Annotated in this window: 6 protein-coding genes; 5 read left to right on the top strand and 1 reads right to left on the bottom strand. The window is 64.7% G+C overall.

Features of this window, described 5'->3' with window-relative positions; all coding sequences use genetic code 11:
- Positions 1-1,456: 1,456 nt before the first annotated feature.
- The 5 genes from M3T53_RS09355 (at position 1,457) to M3T53_RS09890 (ending at position 14,812) form a co-directional block, all read left to right on the top strand.
- The gene (locus M3T53_RS09355; RefSeq protein ID WP_272434261.1) at positions 1,457-9,820 is read left to right on the top strand and encodes a DUF5979 domain-containing protein; all 8,364 of its coding nucleotides are present in this window, start codon (positions 1,457-1,459) and stop codon (positions 9,818-9,820) included.
- Positions 9,821-9,901: 81 nt separating this feature from the next.
- Positions 9,902-11,602: a SpaH/EbpB family LPXTG-anchored major pilin gene (locus M3T53_RS09350; protein WP_272434260.1), complete on the top strand. Its 1,701-nt coding sequence runs from the start codon at positions 9,902-9,904 to the stop codon at positions 11,600-11,602.
- Positions 11,603-11,755: 153 nt separating this feature from the next.
- Complete coding sequence (locus M3T53_RS09345) at positions 11,756-13,024, top strand: class C sortase (protein ID WP_272434259.1); 1,269 nt, start codon at positions 11,756-11,758, stop codon at positions 13,022-13,024.
- 304 nt (positions 13,025-13,328) lie between these two features.
- Entirely contained in the window at positions 13,329-14,078 is a 750-nt protein-coding gene (gene mtnN, locus M3T53_RS09340; protein ID WP_272434258.1) for a 5'-methylthioadenosine/S-adenosylhomocysteine nucleosidase, read from the top strand.
- A complete protein-coding gene (locus M3T53_RS09890) occupies positions 14,072-14,812 on the top strand; it encodes a low molecular weight protein-tyrosine-phosphatase (RefSeq protein WP_442866950.1) in 741 nt (246 codons plus the stop codon). Before mtnN ends, M3T53_RS09890 begins: the two co-directional genes overlap by 7 nt.
- Before the next feature lie 505 nt (positions 14,813-15,317).
- On the opposite strand, the gene M3T53_RS09325 is transcribed toward M3T53_RS09890, so the two are convergent.
- On the bottom strand, positions 15,318-16,835 hold the full coding sequence (locus tag M3T53_RS09325) for an NAD(P)(+) transhydrogenase (Re/Si-specific) subunit beta (protein WP_272434341.1): 1,518 nt from the start codon (positions 16,833-16,835) through the stop codon (positions 15,318-15,320).
- Positions 16,836-16,840 lie beyond the last annotated feature (5 nt).

Below are 16,840 nucleotides of genomic sequence, written 5' to 3'. Positions count from 1 at the left end.
CGGGTGCGTGGAGCTGAGTCGTCCGCCAGGACGCCACTGCCGCGCCGAGCAGGCTGTCTGCACGGGTGTGCGGAGCGGGGGCTCTGGGGCGTCGTCATCGCGTTGTATCGGCGTATGGGTTATGACCTCGGTAAATACAGGGAGGGAGAGGGGGTGTCGAAAGGGCGGTGCGGATGCTGCGCGCACGTGGTGAGGGCCTAGTTGATCCCGAGTGTTCAGTGAAATCCAAGACGCCGATACCGTTCGGTAAGGCGATGGCGAAGGTGGTCACGCGGCTCGGACGCGGAGGGACGTGTCGCTGACGATTGGTTGGATTCTTGGGCATTGAAGGGGCCTAGGGCGGCCGGTCGAGTGCGCGGCGGGGATCCGTGCGCGGCCTGGTGGAAACAGTGGTGTTTTCATCAAAGGCGTGTCTTCGGCGAGATCTCGGGGAAACTTTGAACAAGGTGAAGAAAATCTCAGCGGTTTAGTTGTTATTACTGTGTAAATCTGTCACTCTGAGGAGGTCCCGTCTGCGCCGGTGGTGGTGTTGCCTTGCGCATGAGATGTCTCAGCAGTGGAGTGTGTGATGCAGCATCGTGCGCCGTCGAAGCCTCGGCGGTTTCTTGGGCAACGGCTCGCGGCGGTTGCGACGACTCTCGCCCTGACCGCCGGTATGGTCGTCGGCGCGGTCTACACGATGCCCCCTACTGCCCAGGCGGCGCCGGAGCCTCCTGGGAAAGCGACGCTCACCTTTACTGGTGTCGAGGGGGCAATGGGTTCGGCAGCGATCAATAATCGACCCACTGATCGAGTGCCGAATGAAGCCTTGCGCGACTATCTGCGTTACGGGCGAATTCGTGGCAACTCGTCATATGATGTCGACCGGTGGGGAAATCCCGTTGATTCGCAGGAATCTAGCAGTCAGGATGCCCCACAATGGGTGACTGCGGTGCAGGGGAATGCTGGTTACTGGTCGTACGTCTCCCGGGGTATCCCCTCCGGCGGAAGAGCTTCTGATTATATTCAAGCGTCGAACACCTCTGCCCTGGGGTTTCGTCCGAACAATCCTGGAACGGTCAAGGCGAATACCACCTTCCTCGTCGGTACTATTCGGCATAATAACTTCCCGATTAATACTAATTATGGGTACATCCATTCCTCGATCGACCTTAAAATCAATGGTGTGCAGGACTCCTTCCCGTTCGATCAGAGGGAGACTGAGAATAATACTGTTACTCGGGCTATTGTGAATCCCTCCGGCAGAGGGAACTACTCATTGGAAAATAGTTATCAGCGCTGCCCGTGGGAAGGGCAATACTGGAATGGTCCTTACTATTCCACTGCCTCTACCGCAGAAGGAATACGCCGGTGTTTCAAGCTGACTCAGGGGACGGGCGATTACGACCTTTATTCTAATCAGAATTACTCCGGGAAGGCTGGAAATGCGAACCAGACTCCCAGTTCCGATGACATCTTGACGATCAATAGGACGATCTCCACGAAACTCGTCCTATCTCCCGACGGCATTCCTTACCGCCTGGTCCTGTGGGGCTTCTACAACAACGGCACCGCAGACAACTGCCCCTCGGAGCCCCCTGCAGGAGCCAAGCAGGTCAACACGTTCATCACCAAAGAATCGTCGACTACATACGGGTGCCTCTACGGTTCTTTCAATCAGGAGCGCTACGTCACGATCGCCAAAAAGGTGACCGCCGATGCGAATTCGAGTGGGGTGACGATTCCGGAGTTCTCCTTCTCCACCGACGCCCAAGCCGGTGCCGACTCCGTGTCCGGAGGGACTCCTGATTCGACGATCATCACTCGCCTGACTCCGCCCAGCACAGTGTCCGGTTTCGTCGCGGATGGATCCTTCAACAACACCCTGAAGCCGAGTCGGCTCGGCGAAACCGACCTTCATGACTCTCGGAACGGGACGAGGACGACCAATCCGGTCGATTATCGGGCCTTCCTCGTCGGACGCGGCGACTTCACGATCTCCGAGAACATCCCGACTCCTTCATCTAATGGTGGGACCCGATCGGGATGGGACCTCACGAACGTCTCCTGCGTCAATGGGAAGGGCGACGATGTGGCGGTCACGCACACATCGCGAGGGGTGAGTTTCGAGAACGTGGGAGTCGCCGAAGACGCCAAAGCTGTGCCGATCACCTGCACATTCCACAATCACTACACCGCGAAATCCACACTCACCCTTCAAAAGGAACTGAGGGGAAATGTCCCCGCAGGGGTCACGGCGGGGCAGTGGACGCTATCGGCCAGGGGAGTCGACCAGGTGACCTCGGCCACGGCTGTGACGGGGTTGCATGGAAGAACTGCGGTGACTCGTGTCAGCGTTCCATCCGGTACTTACGGTCTCACCGAGATCGAGAACCCGGACGGGGTCGCAGGATTCCGGCGAATCGAGTTGTCATGTAGGGACAACAACACAGGCCGGCCTGTCGCCGTTCGTAGCGGTGACGAAATCACCCTTGCCGATGGAGCAGATGTCACCTGCACGTTCGTCAACGAGTACAAGACGGCGTCGATCACCCTCACCAAGATCCTTGACGATCCTGATCGGGGATATGCCGCGAGTATGCTAGCGAATACTTTCCCCCTGACCTACGACTGCGGATACTTCAACGGGAAACAGCAGAGGGGAACCGTTTGGCTCGCCCCCGGTGCCTCGCGACGGATCGACGGCCTTCCGGTTGGAATCCGGTGCTCAGTCAGTGAGCAGAAACCGACTGGTAATCTCAAGGATTCGTCCTACTCGTGGGCAGAGCCCGTTGCTTCGCCCCCGGTCACGACGGACACGAATACTGTGCCGACTCTGACCGTCACGAACAAGATCCTTCACGAGACTGCTGACCTGACGATCACCAAACAGGTTCGGCCCGAGGACGGTGTCGCCCCCGGATACACCGGTGCTTCCGATCGAACTTTCGCCATTAACTACTCGTGCAGGCTGGATGGCAATACCGCTGAGGGGAAGGTTGAACTGGCCAATGGCGCTTCTCGCACAGTTCCCGTGTCTAGGGGGGCCGAATGCTCTGTCTGGGAGAACGCCGATCAACTAACCAAGCGGACTGGTGATTTCAAAGCCCCTTACTACGAGTGGACAACATCCACCGATAGGCAGACCGTCGTGGTCGACGGCTCGGGTGATGAGACGGTCACGGTGACGAATAAGTACACCATCGCCCGAGTTCCCGTCAGCCTGACGAAACATGTTTGGGGACCCAACGGCGAACAGGGTGTCGCCGCCGGCTACATCGGCACCACGGCGGATCAGTTCAATGTCACCGTCACCTGCGATGAAGAGCAGCATGTCTACTCCATCCCTGATGACGGGACCTGGACCGTCGACCTTCCCCGAGGCGCCGACTGTCGACTCCACGAGGAGACGGAAACAGAGAACAACTTCAACGAGAACCGTCTCGCGCCGGATTACGACTGGTCGCCGGAAGAGACCAGCTATCGCATCGACCGAGGACCAGGGCATGAGAACGATGCCCTGTCCGACGGAGTATTCAACGTCGGCACGACCCCACTCAAACTCATCGTCGACAACTACACGAAGCGCGCCTACGGAGCCATCGCCGTCGCGAAGAACGTCACCTCCGTGTCCGGAGGGGGCTTGAGCGCGAACGAGAAGTTCACCTTCACCGTCTCCTGCGACGCCCCCGCCCGCGGAGAGGACAAGCCCTACACGCAGACCGTCACCATCGGGAACGGCCAGGCGTGGCGTTCCACGGACCGCATGGTCCCCGCCGGCACAGTATGCACCGTCACCGAAGAGGACCTCCTGGGTACCTCGACGCATCTGACCGACTCCACGTTCGCGTGGACGAAAGTTACCTGGGACATCTCCCACGGTGTCGAGAACAATGGCAAGACGGGTACCGGCTCATCCGCTACTGTGATCGCTCACGCCGCATCGGCCGACACCGAGCATCCCTACCCGCGCGTGACCTTCACCAACACCTACGAGCGCAAGAAAGCCCACCTGAGCATCAAGAAGATGCTCAGTCTGCCCCAGGGCGAGACTATCGATGAGCACACCTACGCCGGCACCTTCTTCTGCAGGCTGGGCAAAGACCAGGACATCACGGGCACGTGGAGCCAGAGGCGCGACGGGACCACAGCGGACGCCGGCAACGTCTCCATCACCATCGCCTCCGATACCCAGGGACTCAACACTGTCGGTCCCGATACGGACGGTATTATCGATCTCTACGCCGGCAGCTGGTGCACGGTGGGGGAAAACACCATCACCGCCGTCCCTGCTGCACACGACGGGCACCTCATCTGGGGCGCCGTCACCTACGACCCCGGCAATATCTCCTTCGCCTCGGGACAGCCTCTCAACCAGACAGTCATCGTCACCAACCACGTCGACAGGACTGAGGCCAATGTCCTCATCTCCAAGTCCGTCAAGGGAGGCACCGCCGGCGTCCAGTACACAGAGGATCAGGAGTTCCCCTTCGAGTACACCTGCTGGACTGACGCCACCAAGCAGGAGCAGGTCGCCACGGGCACTCGCTCCATCAATGCCGGTGCACCAGCAGCAGACCTCACCGGAACCACACTCGCCGCCGGCACCTACTGTGAGATCCACGAGAAGCTCGGAGAGCAAGACGGCCTGAAAGACCCGTGGATCTGGGAGAAGCCGATTTTCACCGCCAGTGGGGGTGCGCTCACGCCCCTGACCGGCCGGGAGGACTGGTACTCGTTCATCGTCCCCGGAGACGGCCAGAAGCTCGTCATCAACGCTACGAACGCCCTCAATAACAAACTTGTCACCGTCCGAGTCTCCAAGGAGATCACGGGCGAGACGCAGGGATACACGGGCAAGAACGGTGACGTCGACCAGACCTTCACCTTCCAACTCACGTGCGCCTCTGATGATCCCTCCGTCGCCGGATATTCCGGCCCGTTGACCGTAACCGTCCCGAAAGGATCCACTCCGGAAACCGCCGTCGCCGAGGCGACCAACGTCCCCGTCGGCCAGCGATGCACCGTCACCGAGACTACTCCGACCGGAGGCCTGATCGACGCCTCATACGCGTGGGGCGACTACACCACTCGTGCGATCACCAGCCAAGACGGGGACATCACCACCCGGGTCATCGCGACACGCGGAGACAGCCCCGCCGAACTGCGCGTCACCAACACCATTACCCGCGCATACGGCACCATTGATCTGACCAAGAGGATCACCGGGCAGGACGCCGTCATCACTGTTGACGGACTCACCTATACCGACGCCTCAGCCCGTCAGGGCCGGAATATCACCTACACCGGCCGCTTCCAATGCACCCACGAGGGCGACGACACCGTCTACGGGCGGTGGCAGGTCACCGGTCCCGGCGACGCCGAGGTCTGGCAGGTCGACGCTCAAGGAGAAAACGTGCTCGTCAACGGAGAGCGCGTAGACCTGTCCACAACGAACAGCAGCCTGCTGCTCGACGCCTCGTGCACAGCCACCGAGGACAGGCTGACGGAGCCGCCGAACGCCTCCGACCCCTCCTACACCTGGGGCAAGGCCGGTGCAACGGCCGTGGTCACTCCGGCAACCGTCGTCGCGGACAAGACGGCTCGGATGGACGTGGCCAACGAGGTTCTCCACTCCGATGTCCGAGCCGCGATCACGAAGGTCTTCACCGGCCCTATCGACGGACTGAAAGACCCTGAACAGCTCTTCACGATCAACGCCTCCTGTCGTGCCCCACAAGGCACCGGTTCAGAGAATCGTTCGATCGCTGTGAAGATCGACCAGGCCAACGCCTCCTTCAGTCGTCCTATTCCCGTCGGATGGGAATGCGTTCTGAGCGAGGGCAGCCTCCAAGCAAGTGACCTCGTCGACTCCTCCTACCGGTGGCTCGACCCTGTGTTCTCCGTGACTTCCGACGGACAAGCCCTGGAAATGAGAGGCGAGAAGAAGGACACCTTCACCGTTCCTCAGAATTCCAAGGATCTGACGATCACGGTGACCAACAATGTCGAGCGCGTCTACGCCAGTGTCGAACTGACCAAGGTGCTCGCAGGAGAGTCCGGACAGCAAGGCATGGTGTCGGAAGGCACCGAATTCTCGGGCACCTACGTGTGCTCCTACAACGGCGCGGAGAACGCCCGAGGCACGTGGACTGTCGCCGGTACTGGGAAAGCGATCCTCACGAACGCTCTTACCGGACAGGAACAAGAACGTCTTCCACTGGGTACGTCCTGCACCGCTGAGGAGACGGCAGTCAACGCCACTCCGGAAACTCCCGATTCGGCCACCGCAGTGACCAGAACCTCCACCGGGTTGCGCAACGTCTCTTGGGCGTGGGCGGCACCTCAAGTCTCCTACGACCGCAATCGGGATGCCGCCCTGCTGACCACCGAGGGGGTCCCGGCGAACATCACCGTGACGAACAGTGTTGCTCGTGTCTACACCAGCCTGAGGATTCTCAAGGACTACCCGGCGGATCCGGCGGCCCTCGCTTTGGGCGCTGAAGTGACGATCAACTGGCGTTGCACTGACCCCGATGTGTTGGGCAGGCGTGACGACGGCACGGAGATCCGGGCGGAATACTCTGGTTCTCAGACGCTGGCGGCAAGCGGAGGCGATTCTGGTCCCATCACCCAGACCGTCGATGGGCGTAAAATCCCGGCGAGCTCGCGATGCCGGATCACGGAGAACACCCTCGAGTCCGCTTTACTCAGTGATTCCTCGTGGAAGTGGCGCGAACCCACCTACGAAGTCGCGGAGGTCGGAGCCGACGGCGCGGAGACTTACACCACTGTCACCGGAAACTGGCACCGCTTCACCGCAGTGAACAAGACGCTGAAGATGAAAGTCGTCAACACCACCGAACGGCAGTGGGGACATCTTGACATCACCAAGGTGGTGCCAGATGAAACGACGACTGAGGCCAACCGCTACGGCGGGACATGGAAATGCGTGTACACCCCCGTCACCGGTGATCCGATCATCCAGACCGGCACATGGTCGCGCTCTGGCTCCGGAGCCGCAACCGTCATCTCCGATGAGGACTACAACCTCGATGGACGGAGGGATGGAAGCATCCTCGTCGGCTCGGTGTGTACCGCTACAGAGGAATCCCGTCCGGATAACCCCACCCAAGGAGACGTCTCCTACCGGTGGGCGACGAGCATGGATGGCGTCCCTGTCGAAGCGACGGCTAATGAAGCCGTCGACGCTCACGGCGCCAAGATCTCGGGCGCGTCTCGAGTCGCCTCGCCCGCGTCGAATGCTGCTCTGAGCATCACGAACGATGCCGAGCGTCATTATGGCTCCCTCTACCTGGCCAAGGATCCGATCCAAGGGGCGACAGATGGCGTCGACCCGAACGGCCACTACAAGGTCGCCTATACCTGTCAGGCCGGCAATGATCAGCCGATCATCGGTTACGTCTTCGTCATCGCCGGAGGAGAAGCCCAAAGAATCGACAATATTCCCCTCGGCTCACGATGCCTCGTCCAGGAGGTTATTCCCGGCAGCGCCCCCGATGCGCCCATCAACCTTCTCGACACCGACAAGTTCCAGTGGAATTCGCAGATCGTGTACCGAGCCGGAGACGTCATTGTCGAAAAAGATGGTGAAGATACTCCGACATCGAACCACTTGGTCTTCACTCTGCCTGGAACGACTGGCACCGTTGATGTCATCAACACCGTCGACCCGATCGCGCAGGTCAACAAGACATTCAATGAAACGACCCAGCACCTCGGCGACGACGGCGCCTGGGACGGGACGTGGGACGTGCGGTACACGATCACCGTCGAGAATCCGTCGACGAAGGCCTCCCTGCGTTACGCCCTCAAGGACACGCCTTCCGTCCCCACCGGTCACACCATCACCTCGATGACGGTGACAGGCCCCAGTGGGCGACCGATCGACGTGTCCGGCCAGGGGCTCGCCTCCGGATCGCCCGTCACTGTCGTCCCCGACATCGTTCTGCCCGACGGAGCCGTCCTCAAGCAGGGAACGGAGGACACCTACGTCTACGTCGAGAACGGCGAGCAAAAGGAGTACACGGACCCGCGCACCCTCCTCGGCCCCAAGGACGGGGAAAACGGGACGCACACCTACACGGTGACCCTCAACATCACCGCGAATGCGAACGGTACCGCCGTCGTCACGCCCGAGGCCGACGCCTGCCAGGCCATCACCCCCGGCGACACGGTGACGACCATTCACAACCAGGCCGATGTCACCTCGAACAAGCAGACCCGCTCGTCCGAGGACTGCGGCGGCATCCCCGAGTCCCCGACCTTCACGGTGACGAAGGACAACGCCGGCGACGGCACGGCGGTCCGCAATGGCGACACCTACACGGCGACCTACACCGTCACCGTCGAGAACACGTCGACGACGACCTCGAAGATCTTCGAGGACCTGACCGACCAGATCACCTTCCCCGAAACGGCCACCGTCACCGGTGCGACGTACTCCGAGAAACAGGCCGACGGAACAGCCGCAGACCCCGTGACCCTCGACATCGCCGGCGGCAAGCCCGGCAAGTGGACTCTCGCCCGGGCGGGCTCAGAGCCTCCGCTCGCCGGGGGGACGCGAGGCGCCGACGGCGTCGTCACCGGAGGCGGCACGAGGGTGTTCACCGTGACCGTGACCTTCACGGTCGATTCGTCCAGCACCTCCCCCGCGTTCTCCGAGGAGGAGTACGTGTGCGGCTCCACCCGGGCCGACGGCACCACCCCGCGGGGCCTCTACAACCTCGCCTCCCTGGAGAAGAACGGGAAGACCTCGTCCAAGGACGACGCCTGCCAGAACCTCACGCCCGACCTCAAGGTCAAGAAGGAAGTCCACTCCAACGGCGGAACCTCCGGCGCCCCGACCTTCGACGTCGTCTTCAAGATCACCGCGACGAACGAGGGCAATCTCGCCCAATCCACCGGCGTCCTCACGGACACCCCCGGATTCGCGACGGGCCTGACCATCAACTCCGCCAAGATCGCCGACACCGAGGAAGGGCTCGCCACCGCAAGCGAGGCGTCCGCCGTCAACGGCGCCTACACGCTCACCGACGGCGTCATCGTCGAACCCGGGCAGTCGAAGGAGTTCTTCATCTCCTTCAACGTCACCCTGAACACCACCGTCAATGGGTACGACGGGGCCAAACTCGCCTGCGAGACGACCCCCGACGGGAAGAAGACCGCCGGGTCGGGCCTGTTCAACGCGGTCGCCGCGGATGCCGCACGGGACACCGACGGGACCGATAACAACGTCGACTGCGCGCCCGTTGGGCCTCGGACGATCCTCGTCAAGAAGACCGGGACCCAGCCGAACGGCGGCGAGCCCAACCCTGACGGGTCCTACCCGCTGTCGGGCGCCGAGTTCGCGATCTACGACGCGAACCCCCAGGCCGCCGAATTCGACGGGCGCGCGCCGATCCAGGCGTTCACGCAGGACGGCGACGGCTCCCTGACGGAGTTCACGACCGCCACCCTCGAACTCGGCAAGGAGTACTGGCTGGTCGAGACGAAGGCCCCCGCCGGTCACAACCTCATGCCGCGCCCCGTCCACTTCGCACTGGGGACGACCGACGACGACGCCAAGCTCACGACGATCACCCTGATCGACCCCGCCCAGAACGGGCTCGCGCCGATCACCGTGACGAACGCGAGCGGCGGTGATACTCCGGCGATGGCCTCGATCACCGTCAAGGACACGCAGATCGGCGTACTGCCGAGGTCGGGCGGCGCGGGGATTTCTCCCTACGCGTGGGCGGCGATGCTGCTCACCGCAGGAGCCATGGTGATCTCGACGATCGCCATGAGACGACGTCGGGAGGTGCGCGCAAGGTACTGACGACGCTCTCACCATGAGACCACTCCCCTGAGACAACGCAAACGAACTTCCCAAGTTCCCATACACAGGAGAAAAACAAGAATGAGCACCCACAAGACGCGCAGAGGGGTCAGCCTCCTCGCTGCCGTCGCCATCGCCGCCGGAGGCTTCGCCCTGCCGGTCGCGGCGTTCGCGGACAATACTCCCGACGCAGATCCGTCGGGTGACGGAGTCGCCGCCGTTCAGATCAATGCGCTGGTGAACCTCGACAAGGACGCCCGCGGCACCCTCACCATCGAGAAGCATGACCGTACCGATGCCAACGGCACGACCGCTGGTAACGGCCTTGCTGACCCGGGCGTTACCGGCAACCTGCTCGATGGCGTCAAGTACAAGATTGAGCGCCTGACGACTGTCGACCTGACCACTCAGGCCGGCTGGGAGAAGCTCGCCGGATACGCGGGTAACGTCGCTACTGCCAAGGCCGACGGGACCGACGCTGCCATTGAGAGGACCACCGGTGACGACAGCACTGGCGTCGCCAAGTTCACCAACCTGCCGCTCGGCGCCTACGTTGTCACTGAGGTCTCCGCTCCTTCGGGCTACACTCTCTCCGACCCGTTCATCGTCACCGTTCCGATGACACACCCGACGAACCTCAACGAGTGGAACTACGACCCGATCGTCTACCCTAAGAACGCTAAGGTCGAAATCGACAAGACTGTCGACGATGAAGATGCCTACACTGTCGGCGACGATATCGACTACACTCTCAAGTCCGACATCCCCAATCTTCCGGGCACCCAGACTCTCGATTACTACGCGATTATCGATGAGTATGATTCACGTATGACCCTCAAGGGTAATTCCGTCGTTCTCACCCTCGACGACAGCACTGCCCTTGTTGCCGGCCAGGATTACACACTTGCTGAAATCACCAACGCCTTCGACCAAGATGGTGACGGGGTCGGCACCGTCATGGTCAAGCGTGCGACGGCCGAGTTCACTGAGAGTGGTCGTGCGAAGATCCTCAAGGCCCGTCGCGACGGTACCTCGCAGAAGGTGACGATGAAGCTGACGACGACCATCACCTCGCCGATCGCTGGCGACGGAGTCGTTCCCAATATCGCGATCGTTCTGCCGAATAAGCCGAGCAACAACTGGGATCCCAAGACGAACCCCACCCCGCCGCCGGACACTCCGCCGACGGACAAAGTCGAATCCAAGTACGGCAAGGTGAAAATCACCAAAGAAGACTCGACCACCTCGACTAAGAAGCTGGCCGATGCGGAATTCCAGGTCTACCGCTGCACCACCCAGGAAGACACGGCGATCAACCTTAACGGCCAGAACTTCGTCACAGGTGATTACAAGTTGGTCGGCGATCCGTTGACCGCCTTTGCGGTCGCTGCAGATGGCACTGCTTCGCAGACCGAGGTCAATACCTTCAAGACCGCCGCAGACGGTACGATCACCATCGACGCCTTGAAGAACAACGACTGGACGAACGGCAAGGTTGACGACACTCCGGACGCCTATTGCCTCGTGGAGACCAAAGCCCCCGCGGGTTATGAGCTCCAGCCCCGACCGATCGCCTTCCAGATCCTCGAGAGCAACTCCACTTCCGACAACAAGTACACCTTGATGACTACCGTCAAGGACGTCCCGAGCAACGGCGGCTTCAAGCTGCCGCTGACCGGTGCGGCCGGAGTCGGCGTCCTCCTCACCGCAGGCGCCCTGCTCGTCGGCGGCTCCGCCGCCATCGCCTACGCGAACAAGCGGCGCAAGGACCAGGAAGCCTGAACCGGGCACTCGCCCGATCGGACTGACTGATCGATCATGGATGCGGGGAGGCCACGGCCTCCCCGCATCCTCACATCCATGTGCCCCTCCCTCGTCCTCCCATCAGCCCAACGCCTACGCTGATAGCATCCCCGCACCCCACGAAGGCCACCAGTGAGCACCACCGCCCCCGCGCCCACGACAACAGCCCACGCGCGCAAACCCCAACCCCTTAAATGGAGGATCCTGACGATCCTCCCCCCGATCATGCTCACCCTCGGCGTCCTCGTCCTCCTCTACCCCGTCCTCGCCACCCAGCACAACAACGCCGAACAACAACGCATCGCCGACGCCTACAGCGCCGAAATGACCAATGTCGGCCCCGACGCCCTCGCCGCCGAACTCGACAGCGCCGACCACTACAACACCACCCTCGCCGAATCCCCCATCCTCGACCCCTGGCTCGAATCCCAACGACCCGACACCCCCCAATACCAGGAGTACCTCCACCAGCTCGACCTCAACCCCGTCATGGGACAAGTCGTCATCCCGAAAATCCACGTCGACCTGCCGATCTACCACGGCACCACCGACGACGTCCTCGGTCACGGCATCGGCCACCTCTTCGGCACCGCCCTGCCCATCGGCGGCCCCTCCACCCACTCCGTCCTCACCGGCCACACCGGACTGGGTACCGCCACCCTCTTCGACAACCTCGTCGACCTCACCATCGGCGACGTCTTCTACCTGCAAGTCAGCGGACGCTACCTCAAATACGAGGTCAACGACATCCGCGTCGTCCTCCCCAACGAGACCGAGACCCTCAACAAAGTCATCGGGCGCGACCTCGTCACCCTCATCACCTGCACCCCCTACGGCGTCAACTCCCACCGCCTCCTCATCACCGGCGAGCGCGTCGCCATCGACCCCGTGGCCGCCGCAGCCGAAACCGAAGCAGCCACCCCCGCGCCCCTGCAGACATGGATGATCTGGGTGCTCGTCGCCGTCGGCGTCATCGTCCTCATCGCCGTGGTCCTGGCCATCCGCTGGTTCCTCGCCGGGCGCAAACGCCGTCGCGATGAAGCCCGGGCCGACTCCGACCGCGCCGCGGTACTCGAAGCCGCCGCCACCCGCCCCCTCCCCGCGCCCAGCAGCGTTGAAAACCCCGGGTCATCGGATCCCGCTGCTCCCTCCGCGCCGAACATGACCCAGACAGGCCCCCTCGCGACCGATCCGCGCACGGACCCGCCCGCCCCCGACGCCACCCGAGCCGATGCGCCCCGACCCGACGCAGGCCTCCTGATCCCGCCGCCCGCCCTCCCCCAGAGCAGTCGGAGTGCCCGCGCCCATACGCCCCGCCACGCGGCCCCTCGCACTGGCAGACGAGGAATCCGCCGACGCCGCAACCCCGGAACCGGCACCGACGGAGACAAGCAGAACTGACCGGCGCCCCACGGGCCGAGCCTGCCGCTCCGTCCGCTTCCGCTGTCGGCCGCTCCGCCCGCTGTCGGCCTCGGCGCGCGGCATCCCCGTCCGCCGCCACTCGCCTGGGCCCCGGCCGACCTCGCTCCTGCTCCGACCATCTCGCTCTGGCCCGACCGGCTCCGACCGGTGCCGACGGGCCTTGCTCCGACCCTGCCCCGACCAACTCCGGCCCCGCCCCGACCGTCCCAGCTCCTGCCCCACCCCGACCCCGCCCGGACCCCGACCCCAGGAGCCCCACCCGCCCACCACGTACACTGGGCCCATGCCCCACACCCACGCCTCGCCCGAAACCATCCGCGTCGACGCCATCATCCAATGCGCCATGGACATGGAAGCGCGCCCCCTCCTCGACGCCCTCACGCCCCCCGCCGACGGACGCGCCACCAGCGCCAGCGGCCTCCACGACCGCCACCAGCAGCACTTCGCCCACGGCGACCTCGACGGCCACCCCGTCCTCGTCGTCACCTCCGGCATCGGCCTGGCCAACGCCGCCGCAGCCACGGCCCGCGCCCTCGCCCTCGTCGACGCCCCCATCGTCATCGCCGCCGGAACCACCGGCGGCCTGGCCCGAGACATCAACGTCGGCGACATCGCCGCAGGAATCTCCACCATCTACGGGGCCGCCGACGCCACCGCCTTCGGATACGAACGCGGGCAGATCCCCCGGATGCCCGTCGACTACGCCGCCTCCGAAACGGCCATCGCCCGCCTCGACGCCCTCGCCGAGCGCATCGACCACGACGTCCGCCGCGGGCGCGTGATCTCCTCCGACTTCTTCGCCACGCCCCCCTTCGCCGACACCATGCGCGCCGACTTCCCCGACGCCATCGCCACCGACATGGAAACATGCGCCATGGCGCAGATCGCGTGGTCGGCCGGCGTCGACTGGATCAGCCTGCGCGCCGTCTCCGACCTCGCCGGACCCGGAGCCGACCAGGCGTTCCACATGGACGGCGAACGCGCCGCCGAGCACTCCGCCCGAGCCGTGCGCGCCTACCTCGACCTGTGCTGAGCGCGCCGGCCCACCAGGCGGGGAGGGCGGACGCCGCCGGACGGGGGACCCACGGCCCCGACGGTGCCGCGCCCCTGCGCGTCCTCATGGTCTGCACCGGCAACATCTGCCGATCCACCATGGCCCACCAGGTGCTCGACGAGGCCATCGCCGCGGCCGGGCTCTCGGGGCGCGTCCGCGTCGACTCGGCGGGCGTCTCCGACGAGGAGCACGGCAACCCCATCGACCCGCGGGCCGCGCGCGTCCTGCGCGAGGCCGGGCACTCGATCCCCGATCACCGGGCCCGGCAGATCCGCGCCTCGGAAATCGGCCAGTGGGATCTGATCCTGACGATGACCGGACGGCACTACGCCGCCGTGCAGCGCCTGGCCCGCAGGGCCGGGATCGCGGACGAGGCGCCGGCGGGGGCCGGCCGCGAGGTCGCCGCGGGCGTCGACGCCTTCTCGGCCGGGCCGGTCGGGCAGGGGCGCGGAAGGGCTGGGGCCGACGCAGGCGACCCGGTCGGGTGTTCGGACGACGGCCCCGGGACTGCAACGCGCTCGTCGCGCGATCCCGGGGCGCCTGGAAGGCCCGCTCGCCGGATCCGCATGTTCCGGGATTTCGACCCCCAGTCGGGTCCCGGGGACATGGACCTGCCCGATCCCTGGTACGGCGGCCACGAGGACTTCCTCGATACCCTCGCCGTCATCGAACGGACCACTCCGCGCATCGTCTCCTATCTGCGCGGCCTCTGAGACGCGCGCGGTCGTCTTGCCCGTGCGGGAGACTCGGGGGCCTGGATTGCGCCCGGTCCCTCTGACCGGTGAAAACGCGCGCGCTGGTTCCCAGCGGTGAGAGGGGAGGCGAGGGGGGCGAGGACGGGCCTGCGCGCGTGGGGACGGGGATGATCGCCGACATCTGGGCCGCCGAAGGCCGCCGACGGGCCTGCGCGCGTGGGGTCGGGGGGAGAGGCGCACGCGATGAATCCACAGGGCGCCGCTGGCCTCTTCCCTCCACAGGCGCCCGATCGAAGGTGGCGAGAACCAGGCGGTCCCGAGGAGCATCAGGGGCATGGATCTCAGCAGTACCTCCGGGGCGACCGCGGCACCATCAGGACCGCGCCCCTCGCGCCCAACGTATTCCGAACCGCCCGCACGGGCTGCGCGACATCCGCGACCGGGGATTCCCCCGACGAGCACGCCCGCGCCGCAGGTGAACAGGGCCGCTGCTCACCCCGGCACCGGGCCCCGAAGGCGCGGATCACGCCGGGGGACGGGCCCGCAGCGTCTCCACCGCCCGATCGATCGCCTCGACCGTGTCCTTCGCGTCGCCGAACAGCATCGACGTGTTCTCCTTGAAGAACAAGGGGTTGCCCACCCCCGCGTAGCCCGTCGCCATCGACCGCTTGAACACGACGACCTGGCGAGCCTCCCACACGCGCAGCACCGGCATCCCCGCGATCGGCGACCCCGGTTCCTGCGCGGCCGGATTGACCGTGTCGTTCGCGCCGATGACCAGCACGACATCGATATCGGCGAAGTCGTCGTTGACCTCGTCCATCTCCAAGACGATGTCGTAGGGCACCTTCGCCTCCGCCAGCAGGACGTTCATGTGCCCCGGCAGGCGCCCCGCCACCGGGTGGATCCCGAACGTCACCTCCACGCCCCGGTCGACCAGGTCCTCCACGAGGGCCGCCACCGGGTACTGCGCCTGCGCGACCGCCATCCCGTACCCCGGGGTGATCACCACCCGCTTGGCATCCAACAGCATCTCCGCCACGCCCGTCGCATCGACCTCGCGGATCTCCCCCTGCTCCCCGCCCCCCGCTGCGGCGGCAGTCGACGCGTCCGTGCCGAAGCCCCCCAAGAGGACATTGAGGAAAGAGCGGTTCATCGCCCGGCACATGAGGTACGACAGGTACGCGCCCGACGATCCGACGATCGCCCCCGTGATGATCAGCAGATCGTTATCGACGAGGAACCCCGTGAACGCCGACGCCCACCCCGAGTACGAATTCATGATCGACACGACGACCGGCATGTCGCCGCCGCCGATCGCAACGACCAGGTGGACCCCCAGCGCCAAGGCGACGAGCGTCATGACGACCAGGCACCCCCACGCCCACGTCGAATGATCGCCGAGGGCGGTGAACACTGCGCCCAGCGCCAACGATCCGACGAGCGCCCCCAGGTTCAGCCAGTTCCTCCCGGGCAGCAGGATCGGCCGTCCCGGGAGCGTCCCGTTGAGCTTCATCCCCGCCACGAGCGACCCCGTGAACGTCACGCCCCCGACGAACGTCGACAGGAACACCTCGCCGAAATGGAACCCGCCCAGCGCCGCCGACGACGCGTCCGGCGACAGGTACGAGTTGTACCCCACCACCACCGCGGCCAGCCCGACCAGTCCGTTGAAGATCGCGATGAGCTGCGGCATCCCCGTCATCTCGACGCGCCGCGCCCACACGATCCCGACGACCCCGCCGACGCCGATCGCCAAGGCGATCAGCAGACCCGTGACGAGCGGCCCGTGCGCCGGATCCGACGACAGGGCGATCGCGATGGCAGCCAGGCAGGCCACCGCCATCCCCGCGGCCCCCGCGATATTGCCCCGCACCGCAGTCTCGTGCTTCGACAGTCCCGCGCACGCGAGGACGAACAGGCCCGCCGCCGCCAGGTACGCCAGGGTCACCGGCTGGGCGAGGGAATCGACGACTGCCCCGCCCCCGGTGGAGGATTCGGCGCCGGCCAGCGCCGTCCGGGCGGACTCCAGAACGAGCATCACGA

It is taken from the genome of Actinomyces sp. B33, from assembly GCF_028437565.1.
GTDB lineage: Bacteria > Actinomycetota > Actinomycetes > Actinomycetales > Actinomycetaceae > Pauljensenia.
The sequence above is the reverse complement of the archived record's forward strand: the minus strand, read 5'-3'. Positions and strand labels throughout refer to the sequence as shown.

What these genes read in the sequence shown, in the direction of transcription:
- M3T53_RS09350 (WP_272434260.1), top strand. Translation starts at nt 9,902, where the DNA reads ATGAGCACCCACAAGACGCGCAGAGGGGTCAGCCTCCTCGCTGCCGTC.
- mtnN (WP_272434258.1), top strand. Translation starts at nt 13,329, where the DNA reads ATGCCCCACACCCACGCCTCGCCCGAAACCATCCGCGTCGACGCCATC.
- M3T53_RS09325 (WP_272434341.1), bottom strand. Translation starts at nt 16,835, where the DNA reads ATGCTCGTTCTGGAGTCCGCCCGGACGGCGCTGGCCGGCGCCGAATCC.